Here is a 15,115-nt window from a genome sequence, read left to right as displayed (position 1 = left end):
TTCTGTCCATGATCCGAGTTTGTCTGCCGCATATCTGAAAACACGTAGAATAGCGTTCAGCCTTTCGGAGTTGCTGGTGCTTTCTGACTCGCACCGCCATTAAGTTGTATTAGCATGCTGTCACCATTCAGGGCTGTCAGGGTCTGCAATTCAATATGTTGCCCGTTAAGATAAATACCGCCGTCACTGGTGAGCACCAGCCGCGCCTTGCCACAGACTAACTCCAGATGTTCACCCGCAGAGTAGACGGCTACCTTCCCCATACTCTCAACCTTACGTTCACCCACTGTCAGCGACATGGTTTTGCCGATATCAGCGCTGTAACTTTCCCCGACAAGAAGTGATTTACTCATTCCCACCTGAGAAGCTTGTACCAGCCCCACAGTGGTGTTCATCGCTACGCCCACACTGGTTTGGGAAAAGATCCCCACGTTCAATGCACGGGCAAGACCCACTGTCTCAACCTTATTCATGCCGACGGTTTCGGTCTGGTTCATGCCAACATTGAGACTTTGATTCATACCCACTGTTTCTTTTTCATTCATCAGTACTGCGATAGTTTGGTTTTTATTGACCGTCACAGACTGATTAGCCTTTACCAGTTCGGTATGATTGTTATCAACCGTCGTACTCCGGTTGTTCAGCACCTCGGTACGCATATCTTTCTGCGCGTGCATGTACAGTTCTTCCGCGCCGGTCGCGTCTTCGAACCGCAGTTCGTTAAACCCCTGACTTTTATAGGACTTCGATTTGATCGACATCTGGGTTTTCTTACCCGGCAGGCCATTGGGCACGATGTTACTGGCGTGATAGGTACGACCGGTCACTATCGGCTGATCGGGGTCGCCGCCCAGAAAATCCACAATGACTTCCTGACCGATGCGGGGAATGGCGATGGCCCCCCATCCCTGTCCGGCCCAGGCCTGGGAGACCCGCACCCAGCACGAGCTGGTGTCATCCCCTTTGGCCTCGCGGTCCCACGGGAACTGCAGACGCACGCGTCCGTGGTTATCGGTATAGATTTCTTCCCCGGCAGGGCCGACGACTTTGGCTATCTGCGGGCCGTCCATGACCGGTTTATTGCGCGGCGACGGCCGCCAGGTCTGTTTTCCCGGCACAAAATTGAACTGACAGGTGAGCGTGGTGCCCTGTCCCCCTGAAGAAGTCAGCCGGGCCTGCGGCTGCGAACCGGTATGAACAGTGCTTACCGGCTGCCAGCGGGTGTTCAAATCAGGGCGCGGATGCGCCATCAGCGTAAAGCGAATGCCGGGCTGAAGCGCAAATGCGTTGCTCTGCCCCTGCCCCTGCTGGGCATCATTGCGCAGCCCCTCGAGACGGTACTGAGTAAAGTTTTTACCGCTGTTATCCTTGTAACGCCCCGGGTAGTCATAGTGTTCATACGTTTCCTGCTGGTTCTGCAGGTCTTTACCCATCTGGTTAAATCTGGCGTCCCATGCGGGCGTTTTGAAGGTGTAATCCTTGAGTGTCACCGACGCCGTGCGGACGCGGCTGCCGCAGCGGAATGAACTGATGCAGGTGACCGGAGAGGCGGAAGCGTCCGTTGCGTTGTACGGCAATACCGGCCCCGCTCCCAGAGCAGCCACGTCGTCAGCGAATACCAGCGTATGACCGCCTTCATCAAATTCGAAGAAGTAAAAAATCCCTTCTTCCGCCGTGAGTCTCTGAATAAAATTCAAATCCGATTCGGCGAACTGAACACAGAACTCACGCTGCGGATGGGGGTTTTTAAAGGCATAGGCGACTTTGCTGATGCCATTCTCTTTCATCAGTATGCTGAGGATGGTTTGAATATCCTGGAGTTGAAAAATCCGCGAATTATGTCGCAACGTGGCCCGCCACAGCGCGGGGCGTATCACCATATCGTACTGGGTCTGACCTTTACCGGTATCGCCCTGCTCAAATGAAGACACAACGCCGCTGATGCAACGTTGCAAAATGCCAGTATCCATCACGGTGAGCTTTGCCGTGGTGTCCAGGACTGCAGCGAAATCCACCGCAGGATCGGTGCTCACCACACTGACCTGCAGACTAAAAGGCGTAGAAAATGATTCCGTCAGCGTAAAATTCGCGACAGCAAAGGTAGCGGGCGGTAAACCGCCTGCAGTCAGGGAGAAATTAAGTCCGGTTAATGAAGAGAGCATAATCATCCTCTACGATGAACAATATCCATATAAATTAAGAGGACTTTACAACAAAGACATCGGAAGTTCAGACCAGAAAGGCAGTGTTCTCGGTTATAATTTTTGCCAAATCAGCAGGAATTTCTGTGAGTTACCCATTATCCCTTGTTTTACAAGTATAAGGAGTGGCCTGAGGCAAGTTTTTTATGCTCATTTATCGATGGAGTCGCCCCCATAAAGTCATATAAAACCGTAGGTTGAACTGATACATTGCAGGTTGAACATTGAGCAGATTTATAGGATGTAATATGCCCTCTTCAGATACCCCGCTGTTCCCGCCCGCCCTGAAAACCGGCGATACCATTGGTTTTTTCTCTGCTTCTTCCCCCGCTACCGCTACAGCGCCAAACCGTTTTATGCGCGGGAAAAAATTCCTGGAAGAAAAGGGTTTTGTACTGAAAGCGGGTGCACTCACCGGACAATCTGATCACTATCGTTCGGGTTCCATCGCCGGACGCGCGGAGGAACTGAATCAGTTGATCCGTGACCCGAAGGTACGCTGTGTGATGTCGACAATTGGCGGTAATAACTCGAATTCCCTGCTGCCTTATCTCGATTACGATGCACTGCGCGCCGATCCAAAAATTATTGTGGGTTATTCCGATACGACGGCCTTGCTGGCCGGGATTTATGCGCAAACCGGGTTGATCACCTTTTACGGTCCGGCTCTGGTGGCTTCTTTTGGCGAATTTCCGCCGCTGGTGGATGAGACCTATGCCTCTTTTGCTGACATCCTGATGACCCGTCGCAATACGCCTTACCGCTACGCGTTGCCGCCTTTCTGGACAGATGAAAAACTCAACTGGGATGATGTAACCCCGGTCAGAGCGAAAACCTTGTATGCCAACACCTGCCGTTTTCTCGGCAAGGGTCGCGTTGAGGGGCGAGTCATCGGTGGCAATCTGAACACAATGTCAGGCATCTGGGGCAGCCCGTATATGCCGGAAATTCGTCAGGGCGATATTCTGTTTATTGAAGACAGCCTGCTAAATATCGCCACGGTGGAACGTTCTTTTTCGATGCTCAAACTCAATGGCATCTTCGATCGCGTGAGTGCCATTGTGCTCGGTAAACATGAATTATTTAACCCTGCAGGATCAGGCAGACAACCCGCTGATGTGCTGCGGGAAGTCCTCAACGGACAAGATATCCCGCTGGTCGATGGTTTTGACTGCTGCCATACCCATCCGATGTTGACGCTGCCACTGGGTGCCCGTATTGCTGTCGACTTTGATCGCCAGCACGTGGATATTGTCAGCCCGTATTTGCAATGATCCTCCGTAAATCACGTACTACTAAAAATCCGTACGTGATTTATATCTCTTCAGACCCCACGCGTTCTCCCTCATGAAAATGACTTGTCTGTAAACATTTACGACAGGAATCTGTTTTTAAAATAGAACGGTTTATACTGGCGGTCCTGTCATGCGATATATAAATGAAAAATCCGACAGGGTGCGCATTGTTCTAATTACCTGAAGCGATGCGGAAGCAGGATATTCTAAACAGGGAGACGTGAGATGCATATGAATTATCTGATTGAAAATCAAATTATCTTCAATGCGGAGGATAACTCACTTTCATTACGAGGCGATTCAGAAAGTAAGATCGCAGTATCGAATCCTGCACGTAGGATATTATTATTGCTCATTGAACAGCAGGGTATGGTTGTCGACCGTGAAACATTCTTTAAGAAAGTATGGGATGACTACGGCCTCACGGCAAGTAATAACAACCTCAATCATTGCATCAGTAAATTACGGAAAGTGATGGTTACGTTAGGCTATCTTAATGAGTTTATTGTTACTGTGCCCAAGGTTGGCTTTACCATCCGAAAGGAGATTGTCATTGAACCTTGTATCAGTGACGAGACTGTCCCGACACCGGAAGTCCGGCAGAAAATAGCGCCGTATATTGACGAGATTATTACAGCGGAACCCCGGTTCCCGCGCGCCGACAAGGAACCCGGCTTCCGTCGCGACAAGCATCAGCAGGGCTTTGTGATCATTCTGTTAGTCACTACTGCGCTGACGGCATGGGTCTTTTTCATTCTGCACAATGGCATGCGTGACCCGAAAGCGGAACTGAAGATCGCCTGGTCCGGCGTTTGTGATTTGTATTCAACCGCACCGGTGACGTTATCCCGCAGAGGTGAGTTTATTACTCTGGCCAGTCAATTTCTTAAGGACAAGAATATTCCCTGTAAGTCAGGCGATATTTTAATATTCCAAAGCGAGCGTTTTTCGTCACCGATAAACACCGGTTCAGTCCGTGATTTTATGGCGCAATGCAGCACCGACGATAATGACAAGGCTAACATTTGCATAAGCTATTATACAAATGACAGGACCACGCATGACAAGTAATAAGAAAAATATGTTCTATGGCAGGAAGACTATTCTCTTGACTCTTCTTCCGGCGACTGCCCTGTTGCTATTCATTTTATATGAGATTTTATCCCCTGCAGATCAGAATGCGTTTCCGGTAAATATTCCGTGCCGGGGAAATATGATCGTAGAAGCACGGTATGATAATCAGAGAGCCAAAATGGTCAGTACATTGTATTTCAGCTTCCTTGATGGAAACAAAATTTTAGTTTCATTAAGTGGAACCGGGTACTTATACGACAAGGATGGCAATCTGATTGCACGTAAAACATTGCTGAGGAACATTTATTATCACTATGTTCACGAAAGCAAAAGTACCAACACGTATTCACTGACCAGTCGCCAGATAAACATCGACAGTGTTGATGATATGGACTGGGGGATTTCATCCCTGCTGCTGATGAACAGCTTTTTCCTCAGTGGTCATACCGATACCCTGGTTCTGAAAAAATATGACGACAATACCTTGCTGATAGAAAGTAATCAGTCGCCGTTTGCCCTGTGCGTATTCAAAAAGAGTTTCTGACCCTATTTATTTGTAATAGAGATACAGATGAAATCCGCAGGCCTGTGCATACCGGGAAAGCGTACAGAAACTGGCCTGTGCGGGCCTTTTTTCCAGACGGGTAATGGCTGGCGGCGTGACCCCGAGCCGTCTGGCCAGTTCTGTTTTACTTAATCCGGCATCTTCACGCAGGGTTTGCAGCAGAGCATTGATCTCGGATTCAGCGATAAGTTCGGGTGCCTGTGCGGTATAAACCGGTTCCTCAAGCGCCTGCGCCCGTAATTTTGCCGTTCTTAGCATGTCATTCTCCGTTTCTTATCGGCTGTCAGTAATAATTAATTTTGACGATCACTGACGCATCAAACTGCCCGAGAGACAGCGCCCGGCCGGGGATCGCACTCAGTTTTGCAGTGAAATTTTTGGTCACCTCATTCACGTTATTCAGTTCGGCAAAGTCATCGTAACGGTTAAAGGTAATCGCCTGATCCTGATCGTTATAGAGCATCAGCCTGGCGCCGTTTTGCAGGTCAATCGCGGTGTTATCCAGCAACGGACTGGCGGTGGAAAACTCGGCCTGTAGCGAGAAATTATCCAGACACCCCTGTTTCACCGCTTTGATGGCAAACGGCAGCGAAATGCCGGACGAGCGCGATAAGGTGGTTGACTGGATCGCGCCGAAATCCACAATCTGAGATTCCGGGTACACCTTCAGGTCGGAACCGCAGGCCAGAAAGCGGATCCCCTGCAGCCCTGACAGGTTGTATTTGAGGTTCTTCGCCCCCGGCGTTTTATTGATGCCCCGGCTACCATCGAGCTGAAACACCGTAAACTGATCGGCTCCCTGATAATGTCCGCTGGAAGGCGCATTGCCGCTGACTTTGATATACAGACGGAACGTGACATTCACCGTCACATTTTGTCCTTTTTTGATCGGCTCGCTGTTGGTGCTCAGACGCTGCTCGTTTTGTTCCAGATCCTGCCCGTTATAGCTGACGCCTAATAACAACCCTTCGCCAATCGACTGGGATTTGGGGTTGAAGTAGAAATGCACCACGTCAATGATCGACCCCAGCACGTTGTCGCAATAGGCCGTCACGTTGATGTCATTGGATTCCCACACCTTGGTTCCGGCGGGCACATTGGCCGGGATCGCCAGTTGCCCGACCGGGATGGCCGGTTTATCCACGATGCCGGTGCCTTTTTCGACACAATCCAGCGCCAGCGCGTGACGGGAAAATAACAGCACCAGCAGAATGGCTGCCATCCGCCACGGGAGTAATCTGTACATAGCAGGCATCACCTTTCCTTAACGTTTTACGGGCTTGCTGACGATCTGACACGGCGAGGTCTGGCAGCGGTATTCGTTCACCTGCAAACCGCCGTAATCGTCCATGTAACCGAGGCTGTATTCGTTACTGACATACCGGCTGCCGGTGAGATTTTCCGTCGCAAAGGGTGCCAGCATCACGCTGTCGAAGCCGGGAATATTGCCTTTGTTGTCCGTTCCCAGATAACCGACGGTGATGTAAAACGGCGTGGGGTTGGTCAGTTTCAGGCCGTCGCGGAGCCGGACAACCTGAAGCTGTTCCTGCCAGTTATTTTTGGTCTGACTGCTGATGGCGGCCGGGCGGAAGAACAGCTTCACGCGGCTTTGGATCGCCACCTGCATGACGTTCGCCATGTCGCTTTTGGGCGGCACCTCGCGCACGTTGAAGTAAAACAGCGACTCGCGGTCTTTCGGTAAGCCTGCGGTTTCAGGTAATTGCAGAATGCGGATCTGACTTTTCTCACCGGCGTCAATGCGCTGCATCGGCGGCAGCGCCACCAACGGCGAGGTGATCTTTTCGCCCTGCGCATTCTCCAGCCAGACCTGTGCCAGATACGGCAACGTTTTGCTCTGATTTTCCAGCATCACGCTGACGGATTTATCACCGGCCTGATAAATGATGCGCGTCCGGTCAAGATTGACGGCGGTCAGCGCGGGCGTTGCCGCGACCATCGTCAGCAGGGCGATGAGATAAAAATGCCGTTTCTTCATGGGATTATTTCCTTATGTGCAGGGCAGCAACATCTGCCCGGAACGGGTTTCGGGTTCAGAGGGCACGCGGATCTGACACTGCTGCGCATCGCCCCAGCGCACCGTCAGGGATTTTTCCCCTGACACACCGGCCAGATAGGCCAGTCCGCCGTCGCCGATCAGCCCCGCCTCAAAGCCGGAACTGTTGTCAGTTACCGACGCGCCCAGCGGCGGATGGCTGCCGTCTTTCAGGCGGATCACCGCCATCAGGCGCTCGCCTTTAACGGCGCGGATCTGGCGAAAACCGATCGCCCCTTCGGTCAGCGTTTTGCTGACCACCGAGCTGTAAACCTCGACGTCGTCCGGCAAATTATTCACATCGACGCGGATGTCCGAGGTCTGGTAGCTGGACACGCCGTTCACCACCGCGATGCCGTAATCGTTGGTCACGGACGCGCCGTCGCTGACCGGAATGCCTTTCACGCCTGCCGACAACATCATGCGCGGCTCGCTGCCGGCGCTGCTCTGATGCAGGGCCGCGCCCGCCGCCGTGGCGGTCAGCGATCCGTACCAGTTGGCATTCACCGATCGGTAATCGTTATTTTTCACGCTGCCGTTCGCCCCGAACTGGCCGTACGGCGACATGTGCTGGTAGTTGGCGCGGAATACGCCGTTGCCTTTTTGCAGATCCGGGCTGCTGCCGCCCGCGCCGACGCGCCAGCTGTTGGCCGGATCCTGACTGTTGTAATACGACGCCGTTTGCGAGAAGCCGCTCTGCGAATCCTGCTGCGCGTCGTAGCTGATTTGCTGCCCGGAAGAGAGCGGCACACTGAGCGACAGAAACATCTGGTTTTCATCGGTATCGCGGTAGTTCAGCTTGCTGGCGGAAAACGTCGCCGAGACGCCGGTAAAGCGCCCGACATCGAAAATCTTGCTGACCGACAGGCTGTAGTTGTTACTGGCACGCTCGTTCCAGTAGATTTTGTGGGTGGCCGAGAGATACAGCGTGATGGCCGGCCACGGCAGATACTGGTTGGCGGTGACGGTGTAGGTCTGTTTGTCGTCGCGGGAATAGCCGTCGCCGTTGACCTTGTCGAGATACTGGCTGAACGACATAAAGGTTTTTTGCGAGAAACGGTATCCGGCAAAGGTGATCTGGCTGCCGGTCGAATCGAAGCGTTTGGAGTAGTTGGCGCGGTAACTCAGCCCGGTTTGCCTGCCCGCCACCGGCACGGTGGCCGAGGATCGCGTGACGTCAAACGACACCGCGCCGAGCTTTTGCAGGTTTTGTCCGACGCCGAGCGCCTGCGCCTGATAGTTGCCGGTGGTGGTGATAACGCCGCCGTAAAGCGAGAAATCATTGAGCGCGCCCCAGGACATTTCGCCGCTGTAAAAACCGGGCTGTAACACGTGATTGTTGCTGCCGGTGGTCGGTTTGCCCGTCGCGGTTTTAAAGCGCATCTGCCCTTTGCGGGTCAGAAACGGAATGGTCGCGGTGGTCACCTGATAGGTGGTGACGCTGCCGTTTTCTTCCTCGATTTTCACGTCCAGCGCGCCCTGCACCGCCTCGGTCAGATCCTGCACCACGAACGGCCCCGGCGACACGTTGGTCTGGTAAATCACCCGTCCGTTCTGGCTGATGCTCACTTTGGCGTTGGTTTTGGCGATGCCGGTCACCTGCGGCGCGTAGCCACGCAGCGACGGCGGCAGCATCCGCTGGTCGCTGTTCAGCGACACGCCGAGAAAGCGGAATGAGTCGAAAATATCCGAACTGAAATAGGTCTGTCCGCCGGTCAGGCGCGCGCCAAGGGACGGCAGGGCGCGGTAAACATAGGTTTGCGTCCAGGTGAATTTGTTGCTGGCGGGGGTGCCGGAGGTGCGCGATGAAGCATACTGATAATCGGCACGCGCACGCCACGGTCCGAGGTTAACGCCGGTGGTGCCGTAGCTGCTGAAGCTGGTGGTGCTGTCACCGGACTGCGGCATGTATTTGCTGCCGAGCAGGTTGTAATCCAGCAGTGCGCCGTTCACGCCCTCATCCCACTGCGACGGCGGCACCCAGTTTTCATCGTGAAAGGTCAGCCACGCCTGCGGAATGCTGATGTTAAGGGTCTGTTTTTCCTGATCGTAGCGGGTGGTCACTTCTTTCTGCTGATCGAGCGACGTGCATTCGCCCTGATGCCACAGCGTCAGCTTCTCGCGGGCAGCCGGGGTCAGGTCGAATTTATCCACCAGCGCGGGCGGCAGACAAAGGCGGCTGTCCGGGTTATTTTCAGCGGGAATGTACTTAATCAGGCTTTGATCGCCGAGCGTGCGGCCATTGAGCACCACATCCAGCAGGTATTCACCGGGCGCGATATAATGGGCTACCTGAAATCGTGACAGATCGACATTATTGCGATCGGCAGAATCGATGAAATTAACGTTAAATTCTACCGCAAGGCTTCTGACCGAAATAAAGCATCCCGACAGAAGGAAAATAAACCACAGGGTTATTTTCTTGTCTGCCGATGTTCTATCCATCACAAACGACATAATAAAATCACTTTGACTAAGCAGTAATAAACACAAATCCCCGGTGCATTCACACCTGAAAATAAAGGGGAGAAAACTCCCCTTAATCACAGCAATAATTATTTATAGTTAAGGGCGTAGGTCGCCTGAGAGACGATCGTACCGGTAGAAACTGGCTGAGAGTTGGCTTCAACGCGTGCAGCAAAGACCAGTTCGTTGTTGCCAGTAACCAGGTTGATATCTTTAGACGTGTCACCGACTTTCAGCAGATCGCCGTTGGCGTCAATCAGGCGGATACCTGCGCCTTTTGCACTGCCGGTGTTTGCCAGAAGTTCCGCTGCACTGCTGTCAGGTGTGCCGGCAAAGGAGACGGCAACTTTAGACATGGCCGGATATTCAACCGTGCCCGCCGTTTGTGCAGTCAGATCACAATCCTGCAGGTGAATGGTGTAGTTAACGTTTTGAGAGTATTTATTGCCACTCTCCAGCACCTTATTCGCCACCTGCCCCATATTCACGTTAATGTCTTCATCACCCGCCGCAATGGAGCAAGGTGCATTAATCACCGTACCGGTGAAATGAATACGGCCGGAACCCTGATCGGTTCCTGTCGGAGGCGTTGTATCATCTGCAAAAGCTGATGCAGAAATAAGGGCAGATAAAGCAATAACCAGTGTCTTGTTTTTGGCGTTAAACATAATAAGTCCTTGAGATTTAACGGTAGCTATTAAGCGTTGCATAAGCAATTAAGCAGCTGTTAAGCGATATATTTCGCTGTACCGAAGAGAGCACCCCTCTCTTGCCAGATCAATATACTGATATTTTAAATTTAACGTTATAATAATTTGCTTAATGCAAATATTAAGAGTTTCCCTCTCAGATTAATCTTTAAACATTATCTTTATGAATGTAAATTAACTCAGAGGTTAAAATATTTGATATTAAATATGCCCTCTCAGTTAAGAAAATCGCCGCCCCTGCTCTGTGATTAAGCTTTATTTAACTAATTAATTACATTTTTATTCCTATATTTTAACTTTCCCCCTTTCTTTTTCCTCCTGCGCCCGTCTCCACTTCTGTGGTCTGTCCCTCATGACCGGTGTTTATATCTTGCTGTTTTTTCTCCGCTTGCGTGATCTGCCCCCCAGAAAACGAACAAAGCCATATCGCAAACTACACTTAACCTTTGGTTGACATATCATTAACAAATTAAAGGAGAAAAACCATGAGCCATGTTTATAAGCACCCTATTCCTGCCGCTGTGGCAGAACGTACCCTGATCACACCTGAGAAATATCAGCAGTATTATCAACAGTCTGTTGAAGACCCCGATGCCTTCTGGGGCGAACAGGCAAAAGTGCTCGACTGGATCAAGCCTTTCACAAAGGTGAAAAACACTTCTTTTGCCCCAGGGAATATTGATATTCGCTGGTTTGAGGACGGCACTCTCAATCTTGCCGCCAACTGTCTGGATCGCCATCTGGCTGAAAAAGGGGATCAGACCGCGCTGATTTGGGAAGGCGATGACCCGAAAGCCGAAAACAAACACGTCACTTATAAACAACTTCATCATGACGTATGTCAGTTCGCTAATGTCTTAAAGGGGCTGGGAGTAAAGAAAGGGGACGTTGTCGCCATTTATATGCCCATGGTGCCGGAAGCTGCTGTCGCCATGCTGGCCTGTGCCCGTATCGGCGCCGTGCATTCTGTCATCTTTGCCGGTTTCTCACCGGAAGCGGTCGCGGGCCGTATTATCGATTCCAACGCCAAACTGGTGATTACCGCTGATGAAGGGCTTCGCGCCGGACGAACCATTCCGCTGAAACAAAACGTGGATGATGCGCTGAAGAATCCTGCCGTTACCAGCATCACGCATTCCATTATTTTCAAACGCACCGGAAAACAGGGCGAATGGAAAGAAGGACGCGACATCTGGTGGCATGACGCGATTGAAGGTGTTTCTGCGGATTGCCCGGCAGAGGAAATGAACGCAGAAGACCCGCTCTTCATCCTTTATACCTCCGGCTCAACCGGTAAACCAAAAGGCGTGCTGCATACCACTGGCGGTTATCTGGTGTATGCCGCGCTGACGTTCAAATACACCTTCGATTATCACGATGGTGATATCTACTGGTGTACCGCCGATGTCGGCTGGGTTACCGGCCACAGTTATCTGCTTTACGGGCCGCTGGCTTGCGGAGCCATCAGTCTGATGTTTGAGGGTGTCCCTAATTATCCGACTCCCGCCCGTATGGCACAGGTGATTGATAAACATAAGGTGAATATTCTCTATACCGCGCCAACGGCTATCCGGGCATTAATGGCCGAAGGGGATAAAGCGGTTGAGGGCACCAGCCGGGCATCGCTGCGGATTATGGGTTCGGTCGGCGAACCAATCAATCCGGAAGCCTGGGAGTGGTACTACAAAACTATCGGTAACAGCGCGTGTCCGATCGTCGACACCTGGTGGCAAACCGAAACCGGGGGCTTCATGATCACCCCGTTACCCGGTGCCACAGAACTGAAAGCCGGTTCGGCAACACGTCCGTTCTTTGGCGTGCAACCGGCACTGGTCGATAACGAAGGCGTTCCGCAGGAAGGTGCATGCGAAGGCAATCTGGTGATCACCGATTCGTGGCCGGGCCAGGCACGGACATTATTCGGCGATCATGAACGTTTTGAGCAAACCTATTTTTCTACCTTTAAAAACATGTACTTCAGCGGTGATGGCGCCCGTCGTGACGAAGACGGTTATTACTGGATCACCGGCCGGGTTGATGACGTATTGAATATTTCCGGTCACCGTCTGGGTACTGCCGAAATTGAATCGGCGCTAGTGTCTCATCCTAAAATTGCTGAGGCCGCGGTTGTCGGCATTCCGCATAACATCAAAGGGCAGGCCATTTATGCCTACATCACACTGAATCACGGGGAAGAACCGTCACCGGAACTCTATACCGAAGTGCGCAACTGGGTGCGTAAAGAGATAGGGTCCATCGCGACGCCTGACATTCTTCACTGGACAGATTCGTTACCCAAAACCCGTTCCGGCAAAATTATGCGCCGTATTTTGCGCAAAATTGCTGCCGGTGACACAAGCAATCTGGGAGACACCTCTACGCTGGCGGATCCGGGCGTAGTCGATAAATTGCTCGAAGAAAAACAATCCATGAAAGTGCCGTCATAATTTTCACCGCCCTGGCGCGGTGGACTCTATCAATGCCTCAAAGGAGTCACTGAGATGAATGATCTCATTTATCAGAGAGTTGTAAGTAATCCGCGCTTCAGGGAACTGGTGCAAAAACGCAGTCGTTTTGCCTGGCTGCTGTCAGGCATTACGCTGGTTCTGTATGTCGCGTTTATTTTACTGATTGCGTTCGATCCGCAATGGCTGGGAACACCGCTCTATGAGGGGGCGACCATTACCCGTGGCATCCCCGTGGGCGTCGGATTAATCGTCATTTCTTTTGTGCTGACCGGTATTTATGTTGTGCGTGCCAACGGTGAGTTTGACCGGCTGACTGCCGATATTATCCGTGAGGTGCAACCATGAAGGCTCGTTGCAGTTCTCTTCTTTTGCTGATGTTATCGCTCTGCTTACCTTTCAGTCTGTTTGCAGCTGAAGGGATCGGCGGAGAAGTTAAACGCCAGCCTCTTAATATTGAAGCCATCGTGATGTTCGTACTGTTTGTGGGTGCGACGTTGTATATCACCTATTGGGCGGCGAAACGTACGCGCTCCCGCCAGGATTACTACACGGCAGGCGGACGCATTACCGGCCTGCAAAACGGAATGGCTATTGCCGGGGACTTCATGTCTGCCGCTTCTTTCCTGGGTATTTCTGCGCTGGTATATACCTCAGGATACGACGGGTTGATCTATTCCATCGGTTTCCTGATCGGCTGGCCAATCATTTTATTCCTGATTGCTGAACGTCTGCGTAATCTGGGCAAATATACCTTTGCGGATGTGGCATCTTACCGGTTAAAACAAAAGCCGATCCGGTTGCTTTCAGCCTGCGGTTCACTGGTGGTCGTCGCGCTGTATCTGATTGCTCAAATGGTGGGCGCCGGTAAGCTAATTCAGTTGCTGTTTGGCCTGAATTATCACGTCGCGGTGATCCTCGTCGGCATCCTGATGGTGCTCTATGTGTTGTTTGGCGGGATGCTGGCAACGACCTGGGTGCAAATTATCAAAGCTATCCTGTTACTGGCCGGTGCGACGTTCATGGCCATTATGGTCATGAGATCTGTCGGTTTCAATTTCAACACACTCTTTACTCAGGCTGTCGCCGTACACTCAAAAGGCATTGCGATCATGAGTCCGGGAGGATTGGTATCGGATCCGATATCCGCGCTGTCTCTGGGGCTGGCATTGATGTTCGGTACCGCAGGCTTGCCACATATTCTGATGCGGTTCTTCACCGTCAATGATGCCAAGGAAGCGCGCAAGAGTGTGTTCTATGCCACGGGTTTTATCGGCTACTTCTACATATTGACCTTCATTATCGGCTTTGGCGCGATCGTACTGGTCAGTGCGAATCCGGCATTTAAAGATGCCAGCGGCATATTGCTGGGCGGCAATAATATGGCCGCAGTGCATTTAGCTGATGCGGTTGGTGGCAGCTTCTTCCTTGGCTTCATATCCGCAGTCGCCTTCGCGACGATATTAGCGGTAGTTGCCGGCTTAACGCTGGCAGGAGCGTCAGCGGTATCTCATGACCTGTATGCCAGTGTCATCAAGGATGGCAAAGCGACAGAGCGTGATGAGCTTAGAGTCTCGAAGATCACCGTCATAATTCTGGGTATCGTCGCCATTGCGCTGGGTATTCTTTTTGAAAAACAGAATATTGCGTTCATGGTTGGACTTGCGTTCTCCATCGCTGCAAGCTGCAACTTCCCGATTATTTTGCTTTCGATGTACTGGGCAAAACTGACGACACGCGGGGCAATGATCGGAGGATGGCTTGGTTTACTCACTGCTGTGATACTGATGATTCTTGGCCCGACGATCTGGGTTCAGATTTTGGGGCATGCTAAACCTATTTATCCTTATGAATACCCGGCGCTGTTCTCGATGATTGTGGCCTTTGTTGGCACCTGGTTCTTCTCGATTACAGATAACTCACTGGAAGGACAGAAAGAGAGAGAGCGCTTCTATCCTCAGTTTGTACGATCACAAACGGGCATCGGGATTTCCCAGAGTTCTAATCACTAATGTTCAGCAAGCAGAAACGCAAAAGGCCATCCCTGAGGATGGCCTTTTATTTGGAGAGGATTTGTCTACCCTCAGAAAATTATCAAGAGCAGAAAAGACAAAAGCCCTGCACATAGTGCAGGGCTTTTGTCTTATTTGATGCCTGGCAGTTCCCTACTCTCGCATGGGGAGACCCCACACTACCATCGGCGCTACGGCGTTTCACTTCTGAGTTCGGCATGGGGTCAGGTGGGACCACCGCGCTAGTGCCGCCAGGCAAATTCTTTAATTTACC

General features: G+C 51.7%; 12 protein-coding genes and 1 rRNA gene. 6 read left to right on the top strand and 7 right to left on the bottom strand.

Features of this window, described 5'->3' with window-relative positions; all coding sequences use genetic code 11:
- Positions 1–56 precede the first annotated feature (56 nt).
- Positions 57–2,162, bottom strand: coding sequence for a type VI secretion system Vgr family protein (gene tssI, locus J9880_RS09710; RefSeq protein WP_119826989.1), 2,106 nt, complete (start codon positions 2,160–2,162; stop codon positions 57–59).
- Positions 2,163–2,449: 287 nt separating this feature from the next.
- Here tssI and J9880_RS09705 point away from each other — a divergent pair, with 287 nt between their 5' ends.
- The 3 genes from J9880_RS09705 (at position 2,450) to J9880_RS09695 (ending at position 5,114) form a co-directional block, all read left to right on the top strand.
- Complete coding sequence (locus tag J9880_RS09705) at positions 2,450–3,475, top strand: S66 family peptidase (protein WP_119826991.1); 1,026 nt, start codon at positions 2,450–2,452, stop codon at positions 3,473–3,475.
- Between the two features lie 252 nt (positions 3,476–3,727).
- The gene (locus tag J9880_RS09700; RefSeq protein WP_232770378.1) at positions 3,728–4,567 is read left to right on the top strand and encodes a winged helix-turn-helix domain-containing protein; all 840 of its coding nucleotides are present in this window, start codon (positions 3,728–3,730) and stop codon (positions 4,565–4,567) included.
- Positions 4,557–5,114, top strand: a complete 558-nt coding sequence (locus J9880_RS09695) for a FidL-like protein (RefSeq protein WP_119826995.1) — start codon at positions 4,557–4,559, stop codon at positions 5,112–5,114. The genes J9880_RS09700 and J9880_RS09695 overlap by 11 nt, the downstream gene beginning before the upstream one ends.
- Positions 5,115–5,120: 6 nt before the next feature.
- Here the strand turns inward: J9880_RS09695 and J9880_RS09690 are convergent, their stop codons facing one another.
- The 5 genes from J9880_RS09690 to J9880_RS09670 form a co-directional block, all read right to left on the bottom strand.
- Positions 5,121–5,393, bottom strand: a complete 273-nt coding sequence (locus J9880_RS09690) for a helix-turn-helix domain-containing protein (protein ID WP_095923729.1) — start codon at positions 5,391–5,393, stop codon at positions 5,121–5,123.
- Between the two features lie 25 nt (positions 5,394–5,418).
- Positions 5,419–6,390 carry a fimbrial protein gene (locus J9880_RS09685; protein ID WP_119826998.1) on the bottom strand — a complete coding sequence of 324 codons (972 nt, stop codon included), beginning with the start codon at positions 6,388–6,390 and terminating at the stop codon, positions 5,419–5,421.
- Between the two features lie 9 nt (positions 6,391–6,399).
- On the bottom strand, positions 6,400–7,131 hold the full coding sequence (locus tag J9880_RS09680) for a fimbrial biogenesis chaperone (RefSeq protein WP_232770376.1): 732 nt from the start codon (positions 7,129–7,131) through the stop codon (positions 6,400–6,402).
- A gap of 12 nt (positions 7,132–7,143) precedes the next feature.
- Positions 7,144–9,633 carry a fimbria/pilus outer membrane usher protein gene (locus J9880_RS09675; RefSeq protein ID WP_232770375.1) on the bottom strand — a complete coding sequence of 830 codons (2,490 nt, stop codon included), beginning with the start codon at positions 9,631–9,633 and terminating at the stop codon, positions 7,144–7,146.
- Positions 9,634–9,743: 110 nt separating this feature from the next.
- Entirely contained in the window at positions 9,744–10,322 is a 579-nt protein-coding gene (locus J9880_RS09670) for a fimbrial protein (RefSeq protein ID WP_095923733.1), read from the bottom strand.
- Between the two features lie 527 nt (positions 10,323–10,849).
- On the opposite strand from J9880_RS09670, the gene acs reads away from it, so the two are divergent.
- From acs to actP, 3 genes are read left to right on the top strand one after another with little or no spacing between them, the layout of a single operon-like run.
- Positions 10,850–12,811, top strand: a complete 1,962-nt coding sequence (gene acs / locus J9880_RS09665) for an acetate--CoA ligase (RefSeq protein ID WP_119823179.1) — start codon at positions 10,850–10,852, stop codon at positions 12,809–12,811.
- A gap of 54 nt (positions 12,812–12,865) precedes the next feature.
- Positions 12,866–13,177, top strand: a complete 312-nt coding sequence (locus J9880_RS09660) for a DUF485 domain-containing protein (RefSeq protein WP_095923735.1) — start codon at positions 12,866–12,868, stop codon at positions 13,175–13,177.
- Positions 13,174–14,841, top strand: coding sequence for a cation/acetate symporter ActP (actP, locus tag J9880_RS09655; RefSeq protein WP_095923736.1), 1,668 nt, complete (start codon positions 13,174–13,176; stop codon positions 14,839–14,841). The genes J9880_RS09660 and actP overlap by 4 nt, the downstream gene beginning before the upstream one ends.
- Positions 14,842–14,981: 140 nt before the next feature.
- Here the strand turns inward: actP and rrf are convergent.
- Positions 14,982–15,097, bottom strand: a 5S ribosomal RNA gene (rrf, locus tag J9880_RS09650).
- Positions 15,098–15,115 lie beyond the last annotated feature (18 nt).

The sequence above is a fragment of the Rahnella victoriana genome (assembly GCF_021276285.1).
Taxonomy (GTDB): domain Bacteria; phylum Pseudomonadota; class Gammaproteobacteria; order Enterobacterales; family Enterobacteriaceae; genus Rahnella; species Rahnella victoriana.
The sequence above is the reverse complement of the archived record's forward strand: the minus strand, read 5'-3'. Positions and strand labels throughout refer to the sequence as shown.